This window comes from Burkholderia sp. A9 (genome assembly GCF_000801975.1).
Genome location: NZ_JSZN01000004.1, coordinates 1 through 20,775, shown reverse-complemented (window position 1 = coordinate 20,775; position 20,775 = coordinate 1). Strand labels below are relative to the sequence as shown.

Sequence of the window (20,775 nt, the reverse complement as noted above, 5' to 3'; positions counted from 1 at the left end):
TACGTAATCGACCGCCCGCGCGAGGCCGGCGACGATAGCGGCACGCGAACCTGAAACGTCCGCGGCGCTGTCCTCCCTTCATCCAGACCAGGAGCCTCGTATGCACACCGCCCAAACCGTCCCGTCCGCTCACGCCGACCTGATCGACCGCTATATCGATGCATGGAACGAACCCGACGTCGCGCGCCGGCGCGCGCTGATCGATGCGACCTACGCGAGCGACGCGGCGTATCGCGACCCGCTGATGACCGGCGACGGCCACGCGGGCATCGATACGATGATCGCAGCGGTGCAGGCGCGCTTCCCCGCGTATCGCTTCCGTCGCACGACCGACGTCGACGCGTTTGGCCAGCACCTGCGTTTCTCGTGGGCGCTCGTGTCGCCCGATGGCGCGGCGATCGTGAAGGGCTCGGATTTCGGCACGGTCGACGCGTCCGGCCGCCTGAAGTCGGTCACGGGCTTCATCGACGAAATGCCGGTCGCGGCGTCGTGACGCGAGCCGCGCATGCCCGGCGGCGTCCGGGATCGGGTAACGTTATGCAATTCGTTCCTGATCCCGGAGACTTGCCGACATGCTGAAGAATCTCGATCCGCTGCTGCACGCCGACATCCTGCACGCGCTGCGCGCGATGGGCCACGGAGATGAAGTAGCGATCTGCGATGCGAATTTTCCGGCGGAATCCGTCGCCGAGCACACGGTGGTCGGCCGCGCGCTGCGCATCGACGGCGCCGACTCGGCGCGTGTCGCGCGCGCGGTGCTGTCGGTGCTGCCGCTCGACACGTTCGTCGACACGCCCGCGTGGCGGATGGAGGTCGTCGGCGATCCGGCCGCGGTGCCGCCGGTGCAGCGCGAGGTGCAGGCCGAGATCGATCGTGCGGAAGGGCGCGCGGTGCCGCTCGCGGGTGTCGACCGTTTCGCGTTCTACGAGCGCGCGCAGCAGGCGTACGCGGTGATCGTCACCGGCGAGCTGCGCGGCTACGGCTGCTTCCTGTTCAAGAAAGGTGTACTGTTGAGCGATGCTGAATAGGGCCTGTTCCCGTTATCGGCGGGAATGGCCGTCACGCCGTTTTTCGTGGCGCAGCCCTGCCGGCGGCACCGCCGCAGTGTAAAGATTTGCTACAACCTTTTTCTTGGACAGCGCGGAAAGACCCTCTATGCTGGCCCATTTGCCGCGGGCCCAGCAGGGCCGCGCGGCCCCGGACCGCACGGGCGCGACTCGTGCAGGCGGCCGAATTGCATACGAGGAGAAAGGCATGACGCGTTCCGTCGATTCCGGCGTCATCTTGTTCGCACGCCTGGCGCTGGCGGCGTTGTTCTTGTGGGGTGGCGTGATGAAACTGCTCGGCTATGGCGATTTCATCGGCTATCTGCACGGGCTGAACGTACCCTATCCGCAGGTGATCGGGCCGGTCGTCGTCACGATCGAAGCGCTCGGCGGCCTGCTGTTGATCGTCGGCTACAAGGTGAAGCCGCTCGCGTTGCTGATGGCGTTCTATACGGTCGCGACCGCGATGGTCGGGCACAATTTCTGGGACGCGACGGACGCCGCGGTCCAGCACGACATGGTGATCCACTTCTGGAAGAACATCGCGATCGCCGGCGGGTTCCTGCTGCTGTTCGTGACCGGCGCAGGCAGCGCCAGCATCGACGCGCTGCGCCGGCCGAGTTCGTCGTACGGCGCGCTGCGCTGAGTTGAACCGAGTTGAGCTGAGCGTCGGACGCACGCACGGCGTCGCGCCGAAGCAAGACAAAAGGGCCGAATCCTGCGCACCGCGGGATTCGGCCCTTTGTTCATGCAGCCGGCGCGTGCGCGCCGACGTTCAGCGTGCGTCCTTCAGGTCCTTTGCATCCTTCGAGAACTGCACGGCGATCGCGCCGAGCACGCAGATCGCTGCGACATAGACGACCGGTGCGAGCGGATTCGACTTCATCATCAGCGACACGATCACCGGCGTGAGGCCGCCGAAGATCGCATACGCGACGTTGTACGAGAACGAGATGCCCGAGAAGCGCACGACGGCCGGGAAGCTGCGGACCATCACGAACGGCACCGCGCCGATCGTGCCGACCATGAAGCCGGCGATCCCGTAGTACAGCGGCAGCGTCGACGCGTCGGCCGCGACCTGCGCGAACAGCAGGTAGTAGCACGCGGCCAGCACGAGGCCGCCGATGCCGAGCACGCGCTTCGCGCCGATCCAGCCCGCGAGCGAGCCGGCGGTGATGCAGCCGGCCGTCAGGCACAGCGTCGCGACGCTGTTCGCGAACAGCGTGGTCGCGGGCGTCAGGTGGAACTGCTTCTGCAGCAGCGCGGGCGTCATCAGGATCACGACGACGATCGCCGCCGACAGCATCCACGTGAGCAGCATCGACACGATCACCGCGCGGCCGTGGTCGCGCAGCACGGCCTTCAGCGGAATCTCGGCCGCGAGCGCCTTCTTCGCCTTCATCTCGGCGAACACCGGCGTCTCGTGCAGCCAGCGGCGCAGGTACACGGAGAACAGGCCGAACACGCCGCCGAGCAGGAACGGAATGCGCCATGCGAACGCGGTCACTTCGGCGCCCGAGTAACGGCTGTTGATGCCCGCTGCGACCAGCGAGCCGAGCAGGATGCCGGCCGTGAGGCCCGCGGTCAGCGTGCCGCACGCGTAGCCGATGTGGCGCGACGGCACGTGCTCCGACACGAACACCCATGCGCCCGGCACTTCGCCGCCGACCGCCGCGCCTTGCAGCACGCGGAACAGCAGCAGCAACACCGGCGCGAAGATGCCGATCGAGTCGTAGGTCGGCAGCAGGCCCATCAGCAGCGTCGGCACCGACATCATCAGCACGCTCAGCGTGAACATCCGCTTGCGGCCGAACAGGTCGCCGAAGTGCGCCATGATCACGCCGCCGAGCGGGCGCGCGAGATAGCCGGCCGCGAAGATGCCGAACGTCTGCAACTGGCGCAGCCAGTCGGGAATGTCGTGCGGGAAGAACAGCTGCCCGATCGCGGGCGCGAAGAACACGAAGATGATGAAGTCGTAGAACTCGAGGGCGCCGCCGAGTGCGGCGAGGCCGAGGGTCTTGTAGTCGCTGCGCGTGAGTGCGCGGTCGGCGGCGCGAGGCACGCCGCTCAATTCGGAAGCTTGCATGGTCAGGACGATCGGTTTTCGAATGTTGTTGTCGGTGCTGCGTCTCCAGGGCCCGCTATCGGCATGGACTGGCTAGGCGCGGCCTGCATCGTCGAGCGTGTGCCGAGCGCCGGATAGGGCACGTGACACGCGCCGTCGCACCGGGATGGGGCACGACGGAGACGAAGCGTCAAAGCGGGTGGGAGGATTCTACAGGAGCGCGAAATGCGCGCGCGCGGGGGCGTGCCGAGGAATGCTTCGGACTTCGTGATGCCGAAACGCACGCGGCGCGGCAGGCGGGGGAACCGCTTGCCGCGCCGCGCGGGACAGGATCTGCGTGATCAGTTGCCGGCGATCGTGTCGACCGGCTTGAACGCGCCGTGCTCGACCTTGTAGATCGTCACGGGTGCATCCTTCAGGTCGCCCTTCGCGTCGTATGCGATGCTGGGGGCTGACACGCCCTTGATCGACACCTTGCCGAGATACGGCGTATAGACCTTCGGGTCGGTCGAGTTCGCGTCCTTCATCGCAGTGAGCAGCGCGATCGTGCCGTCGTACGAGTACGGCGAATAGGTGATCACGTCTTCATTGAAGCGCGCCTTGTAGCGCGATGCGTAGCCGGCGAAGCCCGGCATCTTTTCCTTCGGCAGCCCGCCCATGTAGACGATCGCACCCTCGGCCGCTTCGCCGCCGACCTTCAGGAACGTCGGCGAGCGCGACATCTCGCCGGTCACGAATGCCGACTTCATCCCGAGCTGGCGCATCTTGCGGATCATCGGGGAAGACTGCGCATCGCCGCCGCCGTAGAAGATCGCGTCGGGGTTGACGCCCTTCAGGTTGGTCAGGATCGCCGAGAAGTCGAGCGCCTTGTCGTTCGTGAAGTCGCGCTTGATGATCGTGCCGCCCGCGGCTTCCACGGCCTTCGCGAATTCGTCGGCGATGCCCTGGCCGTAGGCGGTTCGGTCGTCGATGATCGCGATGCGCTTGAAGTGCAGCGTCTTCACCGCATACATGCCGACGATGCGGCCGGCCTGCGCGTCGCTCGTCAGTAGCCGGTAGGTCGTCTTGTAGCCGCGCGCCGTGTACTGCGGCGACGTCGCCATCGAGATCTGCGGCAGCCCTGCGCGATCGTACAGGTCGGACGCCGGAATGCTCGTGCCCGAGTTGAAGTGGCCGATGACCCCGCGGACGTTGTCGTCGATCAACCGCTGCGCGACGGTCGTGCCGGTGCGCGGGTCGGCCTGGTCGTCCTGCGAGTCGAGCTGGAACGTGACCGGCTTGCCGCCGATCGTCGGATGCGTCGCGTTGAAATCGGCGATCGCGAGTTGCACGCCCTTCTGCATGTCCGCGCCGTAGTTCGACTGCGGCCCCGTCAGCGGTGCGGCGAAACCGATCTTGACGACGTCGGCGGCGATGGCGTGTGCGCCCGACAGTGCGCAGGCGGCAGCCAGCGCGACGTGCGATACCTTCAGCTTCACTTTCACTTCCCCTTGATGGCGTGGTTGGGCCGCCGCCGGCCAGCGGGCCGGTGCGGTAAACCGGGCGAGACGTATCGGTTTGCAGGGCTTTGCGAAAGCCGTGCGGGGTGTGCCGTGCGCTGCGCGGGTTGTGCCGGAATCGGCGTGCGCCGCGGTGGCGGGATGTCGTCTCGTAACCGTTGATCGAAGTCTAGGTAGCGAAAATGCGCGCGTCTTGCGCGTTCGGTGCGTGGCTGGCGACGATTTCGGCATATCGTCGATTACCCTGATATATGCTGAAATCGTCATTCTGAATGCGCAAACGCGCCAAGACGCGACACGTCGGCATTTTTACGATGGCGGGTTCGGGCGCGCGTTGTCTCGGTGCCCGTGCGGTGCGCCGGCAGCGCCGACGGATCCGCGCGGGCAGGCGGCGACCCGATGCGAAATCGCCGCCGCCGGGCACGCGAGCGGCGCAGTGGTTGCGCGCACAACCGCGCCACGCACTACGCGCCACCGCCTGCGGTCGTCCGCTCGTCGTCGATCGGCGGCGCGGCGCGCGGGCCACCGTTCGCGAACACCCGATCACGCGCCCGGGATCATCCGCCCCGCGATCGCCGCGACGCGTTCGAGGGTGCGCTCCTATAATCGACGCCATCAGCCACGCCCTTCGCAGATGCCGGGATGACGACCTTTCTTGCCGCACCGCCCATGAGCTTGTCCGATACGTTGCGCTACCAGCCCGACAATGCCGATTTCGGCGCGATGCTCGCGCACTTCCGCCTGCTCGAACCGGTGTTCGACGCGCTGCCCGACGTCGCCTTCTTCGTGAAGGACGCGAACGGCCGCTACGCACTCGTCAACCGCACGCTGGCGCTGCGCTGCGGCTACAAGGACAAGCGCGACCTGCTCGGCAAGACGACCGACGAAGTGTTTCCGCGCCGCTTCGGCCGTACCTATTTCGAGCAGGACATGGCGACGATCAACGCCGGCCAGCAACTGATGGACCAGCTCGAGCTGCATCTGTATCCGGGCCGCCAGCCGGGCTGGTGCCTGACCTGCAAGGAGCCGCTGCGCGACGCGGCCGGCAAGGTGGTCGGCCTCGCGGGCATCTCGCGCGACCTGAAGGCGCATGAGGGTTCGCATCCGGCCTACAGCAAGCTCGCCGACGTGGTCCAGCATATCCAGGATCACTACGTGCAGCCGCTGAACCTGAAGCAGCTCGCGCAGATGGCCGGGATGTCGGTCGCGCAGCTCGAACGCTACTTCCACAAGGTGTTTCACCTGACGCCGCGCCAGGTGCTGCTGAAAACGCGGCTCGATGCGGCCACCGCGCTGCTCGTCACGCACGACAAGGTCACCGACGTCGCGGCGCTATGCGGCTATACGGATCACAGTGCGTTTACGCGCCAGTTCAAGGCGACGGTGGGAGTGACGCCGACGGAATACCGGCTGATGCAGCAGGACCGGGCAGTGTGACGCGACGCGCCGGCCAGGCCGGCGTGCCGCAATGATCGGGGGTAGGACGGGAACGGGAAAGCGGCGGCTCAGCGGTAGCCGAGCCCTTTCAGGACGGCCGTGCCGTCTTCGGTGAGCCGGAAGCTCGGTGCGGTGTCGGCGTCGAGCTTGACCATCTCGACGAGGCCGGCTTCCTGAAGCGCCGGCAATTCGGGTTTGGCATTCGCGCCGATCGGTGCATGCAGCAGCACGAGCAGCGTCGCGATTTCGTGATGGCTGAGCAAACGGCGCAGCATCGTCTTCTTCGCAGGTGGGGCGGCCGGGCGGCCCGCGGGTGCATCTACGGCGCTCATCGCTGTCCTCCTTTTCGAGATATCCATCGGGTACTGGTTGCGGATGGTGCCCACGAAGACTTAAGCGATTCTTAAAACCGCGGCGACGGCGCGGATGCTGCGACGCGGCAAACATTACCGGATGTAACCCCCGCCGGGCGGCCGTTTCGGATCGAAAGCGGTCGGCCTTGCCGGGCGGGGCCGCGCCGCAGGATTCACCACGATGGTGCGTCCGTGCCGCGGGCGGCGCGGTTTGCACATCCGATCCGACCCCCGGCAAATTTCCCTTCGCGCCCTTATTTTCTGCGCTGGGCCTGTGCGGCGAGCCGCACGGCCGCGTTGGTCGCGCCGTAGCCGTCGTAGCCGCCGCGCCGCTCGACGATCTCGAACGAGAAGCGGTTGTCGACCAGTTCTGTATACGCATGCAGGAATTCGCCGCCGTGCTCGTCGCGGTCGTACAGCAGGTGGTGGGCGCTCAGCGTGTCGATCAGTTCGTCCGGCAGTGCGTAGCGCGCGGCGAGGTCGTCGTAGTAGTTCGGCGGAATCCGCAGGAACGGCACGCCGTCGGCCGCGAACGAGGCGACCGCCTTCACGATGTCGTCGGTGCGAAACGCCACGTGGTTCAGTCCCGTGCCGTGATAGCGGTCGAGCGATTCGGCGACGGCCGTATGGCGGTCGACCGACGCATTCAGCGCGATCCGCACCGAGCCGTCCGCGCTGCGCACCGCGCGGCTGCGCATCAGGCCGTACGGATCGGGCACGAGCCAGCTGCGCTCGGCCTCGAAACCGAATGCGGTCTTGAAGAACAGGATCCACGTATCGAGCGCGTCGGCCGGCAGCGCGAGGCAGACGTGGTCGATGCCCGTCAGCGGGCCGACCTCGCTCGGGCCGTCGATGTCGGTCAGCACGAAATCCGATTCATACAGCGTCGGCGCGTTCGGCGCTTCGTCGACGAAATACTCGAGGCTGCCGTCCGGCGCCTGCACGCTCGGCAGCACGCGTTCGTGCGGGCCGACGCGCCCTGAAAACGGCGCATAGCCGAAACCGGCCGCGCGTTCGAATGCCACTTTCGCGTCGTCGACGCTGAACGCCGACGCACACAGCGACAACCCGTGCTGCTGGAAGAACGCGTCGGCGAACGAGTCGCGCTCGGCGTTCAGCACGATCGAGGCGGCGCCGTGCTGGAACAGCGTCACGTCCTTCGACCGATGGCGGCCCGCGAGCCGGAACCGCATCCGGCCGAGCCACTCGCCGACGGTGGCCGCCGCCTGCGCGTCGACCGCGAATTCGATGAACTGGAACCCGACGTGCGCGGGCGGCGCCGGCGGCGCGAACAGCGGCTGATCGGCGGCCGGCGTGCGGCCGTCCTGCGTGAGCCGCGCGCGCGTCAGTTCTTCCAGATAGAGCAGCGAGCGGTGGCCGTCGGCGGCCGTGATCGCAGTCGGCGCCGCGCGGAAGCCGTCGTTGAAGATCTCGAGCGACAGCGGCCCCGTATAGCCGGACTCGATCACGCGCGCCGTGAAGCGCGCGAGGTCGAAGTCGCCCTGGCCGGGGAACGAGCGGTAGTGGCGGCTCCATTCGAGCACGTCCATCGCGAGCTTCGGTGCATCGGCGATCTGCACGAACGCGATCCGGTCGCCCGGAATGTCGGCGATCGCGTCCGGCGAGTCGTCGAGCGACAGCGTATGGAAGCTGTCGAGCGCGAGGCCGAGGTGCGGGCTGTTCACCGCGTTCACGAGCTGCCACGCGTGGCTGTACCGGTTCACGACCCGGCCCCACGCGAGCGCCTCGTACGCGGCGACCACGCCGGCCTGCCGCGCGGCTTCGGCGAGCGCGCCGAGCTGGTCGACGAGCAGCGCATCGTCCGCGATCGTGTCGGGCGATACGTTGCTGCACACGAGGATGCGGTCGGTGCCGAGCGCGTGCATCACGTCGAACTTGCGCCGGATGCGGTCGAGATTGCGGGCGAGCTGGGCCGGGCTTACGCCCTCGAAGTCGCGAAACGGCTGGAACAGCACGATGTCGAGGCCGAGATCGGCGGCCATGCGCCGCACGTCGGCGGGCGATCCGTCGAAGTAGACGAGGTCGTTCTCGAAGATTTCGACACCGTCGAAGCCTGCGGCCTGGATGGCGGCGAGCTTCTCGGCGAGCGTGCCGGACAGTGACACGGTGGCGATCGAGCGCTGCATGGGCGAATCCTGCGGATGAGCGGGGTGTGGCGTCGGCTGAACCGGACCCAAATGAACCAGTCATTGAATTCAGGGTACGCGCCATATCCCGAATTTACTAGGGAAGTGAGGTGAATTATACAAACTAACTAGATGGTACAAATTAGCGAAAACCCGAAAAGACAGCGTGCGCGTGCCGGCGCACACTAGCGTCACTTCCTGTTGTCACGGGGTGGTGCCGGCAACGCTCCGCCCCCGTTTTTGGAGCAGAAATCATCATGAGCAAGTACAAGGTGCTGGTGCTGAACGGCCCGAACCTGAATCTGCTGGGAACCCGCGAGCCCCATATCTACGGCGCGGAAACCCTCGCCGATGTCGAGCAGCGCTGCCGCGTGGCGGCCGAGGGGCTCGGTCTGGAGATCGACTTCCGCCAGTCGAACGCCGAGCACCAGCTGATCGACTGGCTGCATGCCGCGCGTCACGACACGCACGGCATCGTGATCAACCCGGCCGCCTATACGCACACGTCGGTCGCGCTGGCCGACGCGCTTTCCGCGATCGCGAAACCCGTGATCGAGGTGCACATCTCGAACGTGCATCGCCGCGAGGCATTCCGTCACCACTCGTATGTGTCGGCCGTCGCCGAAGCCGTGATCTGCGGCTGCGGCACCGAAGGCTACGTGTTTGCGCTGCAGCGCCTGTCGACCCTTTTCACGCAAGGAGCCGCACGATGAGCCGCCCGTCGTTTCTGATCGGCCTGATCGGCCAGGGCATCGGCGGTTCGCTGTCGCCCGCGATGCATGAGGAAGAAGGCTTCCGCCAGGGATTCGGCTATGTCTACCGGCGCATCGATCTCGACGCGCTCGGCGTGACCGTCGACGCGCTGCCGCAACTGCTCGATGCCGCGCAGCGGATGGGCTACAACGGGCTCAACATCACGCATCCGTGCAAGCAGCGCGTGATCGAGCACCTCGACGCGCTGTCGGACGACGCGCGCGCGCTCGGCGCGGTGAACACCGTGCTGTTCAAGGACGGCAAGCGGATCGGCCACAACACCGACTGGTCGGGTTTCGCGAAATCGTTCCGCCGCGGGTTGCCCGACGTGTCGCTCGAACGCGTGGTCCAGCTCGGCGCGGGCGGCGCGGGCGCGGCTGTCGCGCATGCGGCCCTGCAGATGGGCGCAGCGGAACTGACGATTTTCGACGTCGACGCCACGCGCGCCACCGCGCTCGCGGCCGAGCTGCAGCAGCGCTTCCCGGCAGCCCGGGTCGCGCCGGGCAGCGATCTCGCGGCCGCGATGCACGCCGCGACGGGCCTGATCCATGCAACGCCGACCGGCATGGCCAAGCACCCGGGCCTGCCGCTGCCTGCCGAACTGCTCCATGCGGGGATGTGGGTGGCCGACATCGTGTATTTCCCGCTCGAAACCGAATTGATCCGCGCCGCGCGCGCGGCCGGCTGCGCCACGCTGCCGGGCGGCGGAATGGCCGTGTACCAGGCCGTCGACGCATTCGAGATCTTCACCGGACGTACGCCGGACGACGAGCGGATGTTCGATCACTTTCAGTCGCTCGTCGCGCGCTGACCCTAATTTCTAGCTGGAAAGAGAGACCAGGAGACGACCATGCAGCACACTACCCACACGAACGCCGCGCCCGCGCAGGCGGCCGGCGCGGTCCGCCGCACGTCGGCGCGCTACAAGATTCTCGCGCTGCTTGCAATCGGCACGATGATCAACTATCTCGACCGCACCGTGCTGGGGGTGGCTGCGCCGCAGCTCACCAAGGAGCTCGGCATCAATGCGGCGGTGATGGGCATCATGTTCTCCGCGTTTTCGTGGACGTACGTCGCCTCGCAGGTGCCCGGCGGCCTCTTTCTCGACCGCTTCGGCAGCAAGGTCACCTACTACTGGTCGATGACGCTGTGGTCGCTGTGCACGTTCCTGCAGGGCTTCGTGCCCGGCGTCGGGACGCTGCTCGCATGCCGGCTCGGCCTCGGCGTCGCGGAGGCACCGTGCTTCCCGACCAACAGCCGCGTCGTCGCGACGTGGTTCCCACAGAACGAACGGGCGATGGCGACCGGCACCTATACCGTCGGCGAGTACATCGGGCTCGCATTCTTCAGCCCCGTGCTGTTCGCGCTGATGGGTGCGTTCGGCTGGCGCTCGCTGTTCTGGGTCGTCGGCACGGTCGGCATCGTGTTCGGCCTCGTCTGGTGGAAGCTCTACCACGAGCCGCGCAACCATCCGGGTGCGAACTCGGAGGAACTCGCGTACATCGAAGCGGGCGGTGGTCTCGTGCACGGGGCGCGCAAGGGCGGCAACGGTGAAGCGGCCGACAAGGCCGGCAAGGGCGAACAGAAGAAGTTCAGCTGGTCGATGGCCGGCCGGCTGCTGAAGAAGCGCCAGCTCGCGGGCATCTGCCTCGGCCAGTTCGCCGGCAACTCGACGCTCGTGTTCTTCCTGACCTGGTTCCCGACCTATCTCGCGACCGAACGCCACATGGGCTGGCTGAAGATCGGCTTCTTCGCGGTGATGCCGTTCATCGCCGCGTCGGTTGGCGTGATGTTCGGCGGGATCTTCTCCGACTGGCTGCTGCGTCGCGGCAAGTCAGCGAACCTGGCGCGCAAGCTGCCGATCATCGCGGGCCTGCTGCTCGCGTCGACGATCATTCTCGCGAACTATGTGAAGAGCAACGAAGCCGTGATCGCGATCATGTCGGTTGCGTTCTTCGCGCAGGGGATGGCCGCACTCGGCTGGACGCTCGTGTCGGACATCGCGCCGGACGGCCTGCTCGGCGTGACGGGCGGCATCTTCAACTTCGCGGCGAACCTTGCGGGGATCGTTACGCCGCTGGTCGTCGGCTTCGTCGTCGCATCGACCGGTTCGTTCGTCGGCGCGCTCGTGTTCATCGGCGTGATCGCGCTGATCGGCGCGCTGTCGTACATCTTCGTCGTCGGCGACATCAAGCGGATCGAGCTGTAAGTACCGGCTCCACGCACATCCAGTGCGTTCGCCCGGCGGCCGGTTGGCCGCCGGGCTTTTGTTTGCGCGCCGGCGGTGTGCCCGCTGGCGCGCCGCCGGCGCCTTATGCGCGCTGCACCGCGATGCCGAGTGATTCGACTGCCTGCGCGATCGCCGCGACCGCGCGCCGGATGTCGCCCGCATCGATCGCGCCGATGCAGCCGACGCGGAACGTCTCGAGCTGCGTCAGCTTGCCCGGATACAGGATGAAGCCCGCGTCGCGCACCGCGTCGTAGAAGCGGCGGAAGTCGTAGGCCGGATGGTCGGGCGCGTGGAACGTGACGATCACGGGCGCCTGCACGCTGGCGTCGAGGAACGGCGTGAAGCCGAGCGCACGCATCGATTCGACCAGTGTCCGGCAGTTCTCCGCATAGCGCGCACCGCGCGCGGGCTGGCCGCCTTCGCCCAGGTACTGGTCGAGCGCGGCGCGCAGCGCGGCGATCACGTGCGTCGGCGGCGTGAAGCGCCACTGGCCCGTCTTGCGCAGGTACGCGTACTGATCGTGGAGGTCGAGCGCGAGCGACGGCGAGTTGCCTTCGCACGCGTCGAGCGCGTCGCGCCGCATGATCGCGAACCCCATCCCCGGCACGCCTTCCAGGCATTTGCCGCTCGCCGAGATCAGCGCGTCGATCCCGCTGTCCGCCAGCGTGATCGGCAGCGCGCCGAACGAACTCATCGCGTCGACGATCAGCCGCTTGCCGTGCCGACGGCACACGGCGGCGATCGCGTCGAGCGGATTCAGGATGCCGGCGCTCGTTTCCAGGTGCACCAGCGCGACATGCGTGATGCGCGGCTCGCGCGCGAACGCGGCTTCGACCGCCGCCGGGTCGACCGCTGCGTCCTCGCCGAACGGCAACGCGATTGCGTCGATGCCGAGCCGGCCGAGGATCTTCAGGATGCGCGCGCAATACGCGCCGTTGTCCGGCACGAGCACGACGCCGTCGCGCGGCACCAGCGTGCCGAGCGCGGCCTCGACCGAAAACGTGCCGCTTCCTTGCATCGGCACGCACACGTATTCGTCGCCACCGCCTGCGATCGCGACGAGATCCGCGCAGACGCTGGCCGTCAACTGATTGAAAGCAGCGTCCCACGAGCCCCAGTCATGTTGCATTGCGTGGCGTGTTGTGGCGGACGTGGTGAGCGGGCCGGGCGTGAGCAGAATCGGGTCGGACATGGTTTTTCTCCGGCAAAGGTCGGACGAAACGCCGGGGCGGCATTTCTGAATGACTTGCATGATATTGGCAAAATGTGTCATTTTTTGGAAATTGTGGCACTCGTCACGGCGTTGTCATCGAACGCTGTGATCCTTCGGTTGCCGCGCGAAACCACCTGCAGCGCGGCAGCGAGGCAGGCCGGTTGTCGGCTTGCCCGACTAAAAGGAGCCGGATCGTGCCCCGGCCGTTTGGTGTTCCGCCTACGGAGAAGTGAGATGACACTGCAGAATTCCTCGCGCGCCGCTGCCGGCGCGTTCCGCAAGCTCGCGCTGGCCGCCTGCGCCGCCGGTCTGCTGCAAGGCGTGGCGATGCCCGCGCATGCGGCGAACGCGGTCGTGCTGTATACGGCGGACGGTCTCGAGAACCTCTATCGCGATGTGCTGCCGGCGTTCGAGAAGAAGGAAGGCGTCAAGGTCAACATCGTGACGGCGGGCAGCGGCGAGGTCGTCAACCGCGCGAACATCGAAAAGAATTCCCCGAAGGCGGACGTGATCGTCACGCTGCCGCCGTTCATCCAGCAAGCCGGCCAGATGGGTCTGCTGCAGCCGTACCAGAGCGTGAACTACAAGAACGTGCCGGCGATCGCGAAGGCGGAAGACGGCACGTGGGCGACGTTCGTGAACAACTACTTCTCGTTCGCGATCAACCCGGACGTCGTGAAGAACCAGCCGAGGACGTTCGCCGACCTGCTGTCGCCGGCCTACGCAGGCAAGGTCGCTTACTCGAACCCGGCCACGGCCGGCGACGGGATGGCCGTGCTGATCCTGACGACCTCGCTGATGGGCGAGGACAAGGCGTTCGACTACCTCGCGAAACTGTCGCAGAGCGTGAAGTTCCACACCAAGGGCACGGGCTACCTGAACGTGCTGCTGTCGCGTAACGAGATCAGCGTCGCCAACGGCGACCTGCAGATGGACCTCGACGACGCCGAACACGGCGCGCTGTCCGTCAAGCCGATCTTCCTGGCGGCGAAGGAAGGCGACCAGCCGACCACGTTCCAGCTGCCGTACGGCATCGGCCTGATCAAGAGCGGCCCGAACCAGGACGTCGGCAAGAAGCTGATCGACTACCTGATGTCGACGGACGTGCAGTCGAAGGTGCCGGACATGTACGGCATCCCGGGCCGCACCGACGTGCCGCTGGCCGGCAAGAACGGCGAAGCGGTCAAGAAGGCGATCGCGGGCGTGAAGCTGATTCCGGTCGACTGGACCCAGGTGATGGCGAAGAAGCCGGTGTGGATCGAGCGCTGGAAGAAGGACGTGATCGGCAGCTCGGGCAAGCAGCTCGACGTCGTCAAGCCGAAGTGATCGGCGCACGCCGCCTGTATTCGTGAGCAAGAGGATGAACCCGGTGGAAACCACCTTGACCCATCCCGGCGCATTCGGCGCCGCCGAACCGCAAGCGACGCTGCGGTCCGGCGCGCCGGGCGGCGTGCAGATCGAGCACCTGAGCGTGCGCTACGGCGCACGCACGGTGCTGGAAGATCTGTCGCTGTCGATCGGCGCCGGTGAATTTCTGACCGTGCTCGGCAAGAGCGGCTGCGGCAAGACCACGCTGCTGCGCTTCATCGCCGGGTTCGTGAAGGCCGACGGCCTGACCGGCACGCTGACCGTGGCCGGACGCGACCTGACCTATGCGCCGCCGCACAAGCGCAATCTTGGTCTGCTGTTCCAGAATTACGCGCTGTTCCCGCACCTGTCGGTGTTCGAGAACGTCGCATTCGGGCTGCGCGCCCGCGGCATGGCGTCGTCGGAAGTGACGCGCCGCGTTGCCGACGCGCTGAAGCTCGTGCAGCTCGGCGATGCTGGCCACCACCTGCCCGCGCAGCTGTCGGGCGGGATGCAGCAGCGCGTCGCGCTGGCTCGCGCGCTCGTGATCGAGCCGGACGTGCTGCTGCTCGACGAGCCGCTGTCGGCACTCGACGCCAACCTGCGCGCGTCGGTGCGCAGCGAACTGAAGGCGCTGCACGAGCGCCTGCCGAACCTGACCGTCGTCTGCGTGACGCACGACCGCGACGACGCGCTCGTGCTGTCCGACCGCGCGCTGCTGATGCGCGACGGTCACATCGCGCAGCTCGGCACGCCGCAGCAGCTGTACGACGCGCCGAAGGACGGCTACGTCGCACGCTATCTCGGCCCGGCCAACCTGCTGCCGCCGCACGTGATCTTTCCGCTCGGCGATCCGCGCCATGACGTGCGCGGCAAGGTGGCATGCGTGCGCCCCGAGCGCCTGACCGTGATGCCGCCCGCTGCGGGCGGGCTGCACGGCACGGTGTCGTCCGTCGAGTGGCAGGGCGCGGACCTGTCGATTGCGGTCGTGATCGATGCGGCACCCGACGAACCCGTGCGCGTCACGATGCAACGCGGCCGCGGCGCGGCTCCCGAGCGCGGTGCGCGCGTTTCCCTGCATTGCGAGGCAGACGATGTCGTCCTTATCGAGCCCTGAAGCCGGCCTGCCGCCGCACGTGCTCGCGTCGGCCGCCGCGCATGCCGCCGCTGCGCGGCGCCGCAAGCGCATGGGCGACCTGCACCTCGCCGCGCTCGCGATCGTCGTGCTGGGTCCGCTCGTCGTCTATCCGCTGGTGCGGCTCGTGCTGCTGAGCGTGTCCGGCGATCACGGGCTGAGCTTCGCCGCGTACCGGACGTTCTTCGGCAACCCCGATACGCGCAACGTGCTGCTGACGACCGTCGGCGTGCTGTTCGCGAGCGCCGGCACCGCATCGGTGCTCGGCGTGCTGCTGGCCGCGCTGCTGTTCTTCAAGCCGTTCCCGGGCGCGTCGCTCGTCACGCGCTTCCTGGAACTGTACGTTGCGTTCCCGTCGTTCCTCGTCGCGTTCACGCTGATCTTCCTGTACGGCTCGCAAGGCTCGATCAGCATCGCGCTGCAGCACCTGTTCCATCTCGAGAATCCGCCGCTCGACTTCCTGTTCGGCATCGGCGGCGTGATTCTCGCGCAGACCGTGTTCTATACGCCGTTCGTCGTGCGGCCGACGCTCGCGTCGTTCGCGACGCTCGACCTGCGCCTGATCGAAGCCGCGCGCAGTCTCGGCGCGTCCGGCTGGATGCTCGCGCGCCGCGTCGTGCTGCCGATCGCGTGGCCGGGCATCGCCGCCGGCACCGTGCTGTGCTTCCTGCTGACGCTGAACGAGTTCGGCATCCTGCTCGTGCTCGGCAGTGCGCGGCTCGTGACGCTGCCGGTCGCGATCTACAGCAGCGCGACCGTCGACCTCGACCTGCCGACCGCGTCGGCCGGCGCGGTCGTGATGCTGGCGCTGTCGCTGGCGCTGTATGCGGTTTATCGCCGGGTGAACCGGCGTGCGACGGGAGGGAACGATGTCCGCTGAATTCCGTATCGGGCAAGCCGTGCCACGCCACCAGATCGGCTGGGGCGACACGCTGCTCAAGCATGCGTCGCGCGCGGCGCTCGCGCTCGCCGCGTTCGCCTGCTTCTGGCTGTTTGTGCTGCCGGTCGTCGTCGTCGCACTGTCGAGCGTGTCGACGCAGTGGTCGGGCACGATCCTGCCGGCCGGCTACAGCCTGCGCTGGTTCGCGCGGCTCGGGTCGCCGGAGTACGACGCGCTGCTGACGAGCCTCGAAATCGGCTTCGGCGTGTCGGCGATCGGCACGATCCTCGGACTGTGGCTCGCCCTCGCGCTCGAAGGGCGGGACCGGCGCGGCCTCGGCGCGGTCGTCGACGCGGTCGTGATGGTGCCGAACGGCGTGCCGAGCGTCGTGCTCGGGCTCGCGGTGCTGATCGCGTATCACCAGAAGCCGCTCGACCTGTCGAGTTCCGCGGCGATCGTCGTGTTCGTGCAGCTCGCGCTGATTCTGCCGTTCTGCTATCGCTGCGCGGCCGCCGCGCTGCGCCCGGAGCTGACCGTGCTGCGGGAAGCGGCGGCGAGCCTTGGCGCGCCGCCCGCGATGGTGCTGCGCCGCGTGCTGCTGCCGCAGCTCGTGCCGGCGCTGCGCGCGAGCCTCGCGCTCGGCTTCGCGCTGTCGCTCGGCGAGCTCGGCGCGACGCTGACCGTCTACCCGCCCGGGTTCGCGACCGTGCCGATCGTCGTGATCGGCCAGGTCGAACGCGGCTATTACCTTCCCGCCTCGGCGCTGTCGCTGCTGATGCTCGGCGCGTCGCTCGCGGCGCTGCTGCTGATCGCCGCGCGCGTGCCGCGCGGCAAGCGGGCGGCATCATGAACGCCGCGTTCGCATTGCGGCAGCCCGGCGCGCAACCGGAGGCGGGCAAGGTATCGGCCGAGCTCGCGGGACGTTCCGTCGACGTCAACGGCCGGCGTTACCGGCTGCCGGTCGAACCGACCGTCGTCGTCTGCGTCGACGGCTGCGAGTACGACTATCTCGAGCGCGCGGTGGAAGCGGGCGTCGCACCGTTCATCGGCCGGATGATCGCGGAAGGCACCGCGTGGCGCGCCGATTGCGTCGTGCCGACCTTCACCAACCCGAACAACCTGTCGATCGTCTGCGGCGTGCCGCCGTCGGTCCACGGGATTTGCGGCAACTACTTCTGGGATCCGGCCGCCGACGGCGGTCGCGGCGCGGAAGTGATGATGAACGATCCGGCCTACCTGCGCGCCGGGACGCTGCTCGCGGCGGCGTCCGACGCCGGCGCGCGGGTGGCGGTCGTCACGGCGAAGGACAAGCTGCGCCGGCTGCTCGGCTGGCAGATGAACGGCATCTGTTTCTCCGCCGAGAAGGCCGCGCAGGCCAACCTCGCGGAGAACGGGATCGTCGACGTGCTCGACTGGGTCGGCCTGCCGTCGCCGGACGTCTACAGCGCGGCGCTGTCAGAATTCGTGTTCGCGGCCGGCGTGCGGCTCGCGCAGACGCGCCAGGTCGACCTGATGTACCTGTCGACCACCGACTACGTGCAGCACAAGTGCGAGCCGGGCAGCGCCGGCGCGAACGCGTTCTATTCGATGATGGACGGCTATCTCGCGGAGCTCGACGCGCTTGGCTGGGCGATCGGGCTCACGGCCGATCACGGGATGAACGCGAAGCACGATCCGGCAACGGGCCGCCCGAACGTGATCTATCTGCAGGACGCGTTCGACGGCTGGTTCGGTGCGCAGGCTGCACGCGTGATCCTGCCGATCACCGACCCGTATGTCGTGCACCACGGCGCGCTTGGCTCGTTCGCGACCGTCTATCTGGCGCCCGGCGTCGACCGGACCGACGCGATGTGGCGCGTCGGCGGGCTCGATGGCGTCGAACTCGTGCTCGACAACGCGGAAGCGGCCGCGCGCTTCGAACTGCCGGCCGACCGGATCGGGGATCTCGTCGTGATCGGTCGGCGCGACATGACGCTCGGCACGCGCGAGCGCGAACACGATCTGTCCGGCCTGACCGTGCCGCTGCGTTCGCACGGCGGCGTGTCCGAGCAGGAAGTGCCGCTGCTGTTCAACCGTCGGATCGAGCGGGACGATCCTGCGCGTCGTCCGCGCAACTTCGACGTTTTCGATTTCGTGCTGAACCGGATCGGATCATGATGGCTCATCCCCGACAGGATCACCCCGCGTTTCGCGCCGAGGCGCTGCGCTGGTGCGGCACGCGTGCAGCGCGCGACCGCGTTTTCGACGTCATCGATCCGTACACCGGCACGCGTGTCGGCACGGCGCCGCTGGCGAGCGTCGACGACGTGCGCGCCGCGTTCGATTACGCGATGGCGTACCGGCCGGCGCTGACGCGTTACGAGCGTTCGCAGATCCTCGAGCGCGCGGCCGCGCTGCTGCGCGAGCGTACCGAGGAAGCGTCCGACCTGATCACGCTCGAATCGGGGTTGTCGAAACAGGATTCCCGCTACGAGATCGGCCGTGTCGCCGACGTGCTGAAGTTCGCAGCCGTCGAGGCGCTGCGCGACGACGCGCAGAGCTTCTCGTGCGACCTGACGCCCCACGGCAAGGCGCGACGCGTGTTCTCGCAGCGACAGCCGCTCGACGGCGTGATCGTCGCGATCACGCCGTTCAATCACCCGATGAATCAGGTCGCGCACAAGATCGCACCGGCGATCGCGACCAACAACCGCGTGATCGTGAAGCCGTCGGAGAAGGTGCCGCTGTCGGCGTTCTATCTGGCGGACCTGCTCTACGAGGCCGGCTTGCCCGAGCCGATGCTGCAGGTGCTGACCGGCGACCCGCGTGAAATCGCGGACGAGCTCGTCACGCATCCGCATGCGTCGCTGATTACCTTTACGGGCGGTGTGTCGATCGGCAAGGCGATCGCCGCGCGCGCCGGCTACCGGCGCATCGTGCTGGAACTCGGCGGCAACGATCCGCTGATCGTCCTCGACGATGCCGATCTCGACCGTGCGGCGTCGCTGGCGGTGCTCGGTTCGTACCGGAATTCGGGGCAGCGCTGCACGGCCGTCAAGCGGATCCTGGTGCAGCGCTCGATCGCCCCGGCGTTCACCGAGCTGCTCGTCGAGAAGACGCGCGCATGGAAGTATGGCGATCCGTTCGATCCGGCGAACGAAATGGGCACGGTGATCGACGACGCGGCGGCGCGGCTGTTCGAGGCGCGCGTCGGCGAGGCGGTCGCGCAGGGCGCGCGCCTGTTGACCGGCAACGTGCGGCGCGGCGCGCTGTATTCGCCGACCGTGCTCGACAACGTCGATCCGTCGATGACGATCGTGCGCGAGGAGACCTTCGGGCCTGTGTCACCGGTGATCACGTTCGATACGATCGACGACGCGATCCGGATCAGCAACGGAACGGCGTTCGGGCTGTCGTCCGGTGTGTGTACCGACAGCACGGCGGCGGTGGTGCGGTTCGTGAACGAACTGAACGTCGGGACGGTGAATGTATGGGAAGTGCCCGGATACCGGATCGAGCTGTCGCCGTTCGGCGGGATCAAGGATTCGGGGCTCGGCTATAAGGAAGGCGTTCAGGAAGCGATGAAGAGCTTCACGAACCTGAAGACGTTTTCGCTGCCGTGGGAGTAAGTGGATGGCACTGACGGTAGAAGAGATACACGGGCTGTATCGCGCGCACGGCCATGTGGCCTATAGCGGCGAACCGGTCACGCAGCTGGAGCATGCGTTGCAGAGCGGTTTGCTGGCGGAGGAGGCGGGCGCCGACGAGGCGCTGGTCGCGGCGGCGTTCCTGCACGATCTCGGACATTTGCTGAATCGGCAGGGCGAGACGCCGAGCGCGCGGGGGATCGACGATCTGCATCAGTATTACGTGCTGCCGTTCCTGCGGCCGTTGTTGACCGACGCGGTGCTGGAGCCGATCCGGCTGCACGTCGATGCGAAGCGCTGCCTGTGCCGGACGGACGCAGGCTACTTCGAGAGCCTGTCGCCGGACTCGGTGCGCAGCCTTGCGCTGCAGGGCGGCATCTTCAGTGAAGAGGAGGCAGCGGCGTTCCTGCGGCGTCCGTTTGCGGAGGACGCGCTGCGCCTGCGCCGCTGGGACGATACGGCAAAGGAAGAGGGCAAGGCGACGCCGGACCTCGATCACTATATGGAGATCGTCGCACGCCAGGTGCGTGTCGCCTGACGATTCGACTGCCTCTATTCAAGGCCCCGCACGCGGTAGCGTGCGGGGCCTTGAATTTTTTTCGAGAAACCCCTTGCGCGATCGCCAGCTACTGCATAGAATCACGCCTCTTTCGCGCTAACGGAAACGCAGCGCGGGAGGGAAGGGAAGCGGTGCCGTCGGGGTTGGTGGTAGAGGCCCAGGCGCACACGAAGTTGAACCCCAACCGTCGCAACGAAGTAGTTAAAAAAGTTGTTGACGAGTTGAAAAAGACGGTTCATAATCTCGCTTCTCTGCTGCTGAAAACGCAGCGCTGCTGAGAAACACGAAGTTTCTCGCAGAAATGCTCTTTAAAAATTAACAGCCGATAAGTGTGGGCGCTTGATGGTAGCGAGCTGATCTTCGGATCAGATAGCGAAAGTATCAAGAGTCTCACACTAAAGTAAGTCAGGTTTATGAAGCAATTCATATTCCTGTCAGCTTTGAGTGAGCGACCGGTTCTTAACCGAACCGAAAACAGTAACAGG

General features: G+C 67.0%; 19 protein-coding genes. 14 read left to right on the top strand and 5 right to left on the bottom strand.

Annotated elements, in window-relative coordinates; all coding sequences use genetic code 11:
* Positions 1-100 precede the first annotated feature (100 nt).
* The 3 genes from PI86_RS02055 to PI86_RS02045 all read left to right on the top strand — a co-directional run bounded on the left by PI86_RS02055 (position 101) and on the right by PI86_RS02045 (position 1,692).
* A complete protein-coding gene (locus tag PI86_RS02055) occupies positions 101-493 on the top strand; it encodes a nuclear transport factor 2 family protein (protein WP_039318292.1) in 393 nt (130 codons plus the stop codon).
* Between the two features lie 79 nt (positions 494-572).
* Positions 573-1,028, top strand: a complete 456-nt coding sequence (locus PI86_RS02050; protein ID WP_014901022.1) for an RbsD/FucU family protein — start codon at positions 573-575, stop codon at positions 1,026-1,028.
* Positions 1,029-1,254: 226 nt separating this feature from the next.
* Positions 1,255-1,692 carry a DoxX family protein gene (locus PI86_RS02045; RefSeq protein WP_014901023.1) on the top strand — a complete coding sequence of 146 codons (438 nt, stop codon included), beginning with the start codon at positions 1,255-1,257 and terminating at the stop codon, positions 1,690-1,692.
* Positions 1,693-1,821: 129 nt separating this feature from the next.
* On the opposite strand, the gene PI86_RS02040 is transcribed toward PI86_RS02045, so the two are convergent.
* Together PI86_RS02040 and PI86_RS02035 are read right to left on the bottom strand one after the other, a co-directional pair.
* Positions 1,822-3,132: an MFS transporter gene (locus PI86_RS02040; RefSeq protein WP_039318290.1), complete on the bottom strand. Its 1,311-nt coding sequence runs from the start codon at positions 3,130-3,132 to the stop codon at positions 1,822-1,824.
* 320 nt (positions 3,133-3,452) lie between these two features.
* Positions 3,453-4,589, bottom strand: coding sequence for a branched-chain amino acid ABC transporter substrate-binding protein (locus PI86_RS02035; RefSeq protein ID WP_039318712.1), 1,137 nt, complete (start codon positions 4,587-4,589; stop codon positions 3,453-3,455).
* Between the two features lie 663 nt (positions 4,590-5,252).
* Here PI86_RS02035 and PI86_RS02030 point away from each other — a divergent pair.
* Positions 5,253-6,047 carry an AraC family transcriptional regulator gene (locus PI86_RS02030; RefSeq protein WP_039318288.1) on the top strand — a complete coding sequence of 265 codons (795 nt, stop codon included), beginning with the start codon at positions 5,253-5,255 and terminating at the stop codon, positions 6,045-6,047.
* A 68-nt stretch (positions 6,048-6,115) separates the two neighbouring features.
* Here PI86_RS02030 and PI86_RS02025 read toward each other — a convergent pair whose 3' ends face one another.
* Positions 6,116-6,379 carry a hypothetical protein gene (locus tag PI86_RS02025; RefSeq protein WP_014901028.1) on the bottom strand — a complete coding sequence of 88 codons (264 nt, stop codon included), beginning with the start codon at positions 6,377-6,379 and terminating at the stop codon, positions 6,116-6,118.
* A gap of 275 nt (positions 6,380-6,654) precedes the next feature.
* Positions 6,655-8,547 carry a bifunctional sugar phosphate isomerase/epimerase/4-hydroxyphenylpyruvate dioxygenase family protein gene (locus tag PI86_RS02020; RefSeq protein ID WP_039318284.1) on the bottom strand — a complete coding sequence of 631 codons (1,893 nt, stop codon included), beginning with the start codon at positions 8,545-8,547 and terminating at the stop codon, positions 6,655-6,657.
* 257 nt (positions 8,548-8,804) lie between these two features.
* Here PI86_RS02020 and aroQ point away from each other — a divergent pair, with 257 nt between their 5' ends.
* Genes aroQ through PI86_RS02005 form a run of 3 tightly spaced genes read left to right on the top strand, consistent with a single transcriptional unit; the run spans position 8,805 to position 11,509 of the window.
* The gene (aroQ, locus tag PI86_RS02015; RefSeq protein ID WP_039318281.1) at positions 8,805-9,260 is read left to right on the top strand and encodes a type II 3-dehydroquinate dehydratase; all 456 of its coding nucleotides are present in this window, start codon (positions 8,805-8,807) and stop codon (positions 9,258-9,260) included.
* The gene (locus PI86_RS02010; RefSeq protein ID WP_014901031.1) at positions 9,257-10,111 is read left to right on the top strand and encodes a shikimate dehydrogenase; all 855 of its coding nucleotides are present in this window, start codon (positions 9,257-9,259) and stop codon (positions 10,109-10,111) included. Before aroQ ends, PI86_RS02010 begins: the two co-directional genes overlap by 4 nt.
* A gap of 39 nt (positions 10,112-10,150) precedes the next feature.
* Positions 10,151-11,509, top strand: coding sequence for an MFS transporter (locus PI86_RS02005; RefSeq protein ID WP_039318277.1), 1,359 nt, complete (start codon positions 10,151-10,153; stop codon positions 11,507-11,509).
* Positions 11,510-11,612: 103 nt separating this feature from the next.
* Here the strand turns inward: PI86_RS02005 and PI86_RS02000 are convergent, their stop codons facing one another.
* Positions 11,613-12,722, bottom strand: coding sequence for a 2-aminoethylphosphonate--pyruvate transaminase (locus PI86_RS02000; protein ID WP_039318274.1), 1,110 nt, complete (start codon positions 12,720-12,722; stop codon positions 11,613-11,615).
* Positions 12,723-12,977: 255 nt separating this feature from the next.
* Here PI86_RS02000 and phnS point away from each other — a divergent pair, with 255 nt between their 5' ends.
* From phnS to PI86_RS01965, 7 genes are read left to right on the top strand one after another with little or no spacing between them, the layout of a single operon-like run.
* Positions 12,978-14,069, top strand: a complete 1,092-nt coding sequence (gene phnS, locus PI86_RS01995; RefSeq protein ID WP_039318270.1) for a 2-aminoethylphosphonate ABC transporter substrate-binding protein — start codon at positions 12,978-12,980, stop codon at positions 14,067-14,069.
* Between the two features lie 34 nt (positions 14,070-14,103).
* Positions 14,104-15,207, top strand: coding sequence for a 2-aminoethylphosphonate ABC transport system ATP-binding subunit PhnT (gene phnT / locus PI86_RS01990; RefSeq protein ID WP_014901035.1), 1,104 nt, complete (start codon positions 14,104-14,106; stop codon positions 15,205-15,207).
* Positions 15,185-16,105 (top strand): 2-aminoethylphosphonate ABC transporter permease subunit, encoded by a 921-nt coding sequence (locus tag PI86_RS01985; RefSeq protein WP_039318267.1) that lies wholly within the window; start codon positions 15,185-15,187, stop codon positions 16,103-16,105. Before phnT ends, PI86_RS01985 begins: the two co-directional genes overlap by 23 nt.
* Entirely contained in the window at positions 16,095-16,955 is an 861-nt protein-coding gene (phnV, locus tag PI86_RS01980; protein WP_014901037.1) for a 2-aminoethylphosphonate ABC transport system, membrane component PhnV, read from the top strand. The genes PI86_RS01985 and phnV overlap by 11 nt, the downstream gene beginning before the upstream one ends.
* Positions 16,952-18,262: a phosphonoacetate hydrolase gene (gene phnA, locus PI86_RS01975; RefSeq protein WP_039318261.1), complete on the top strand. Its 1,311-nt coding sequence runs from the start codon at positions 16,952-16,954 to the stop codon at positions 18,260-18,262. Before phnV ends, phnA begins: the two co-directional genes overlap by 4 nt.
* The gene (gene phnY / locus PI86_RS01970; RefSeq protein WP_039318257.1) at positions 18,259-19,713 is read left to right on the top strand and encodes a phosphonoacetaldehyde dehydrogenase; all 1,455 of its coding nucleotides are present in this window, start codon (positions 18,259-18,261) and stop codon (positions 19,711-19,713) included. Before phnA ends, phnY begins: the two co-directional genes overlap by 4 nt.
* Positions 19,714-19,717: 4 nt before the next feature.
* Complete coding sequence (locus tag PI86_RS01965; protein WP_039318253.1) at positions 19,718-20,269, top strand: phosphonate degradation HD-domain oxygenase; 552 nt, start codon at positions 19,718-19,720, stop codon at positions 20,267-20,269.
* Positions 20,270-20,775: the final 506 nt, after the last annotated feature.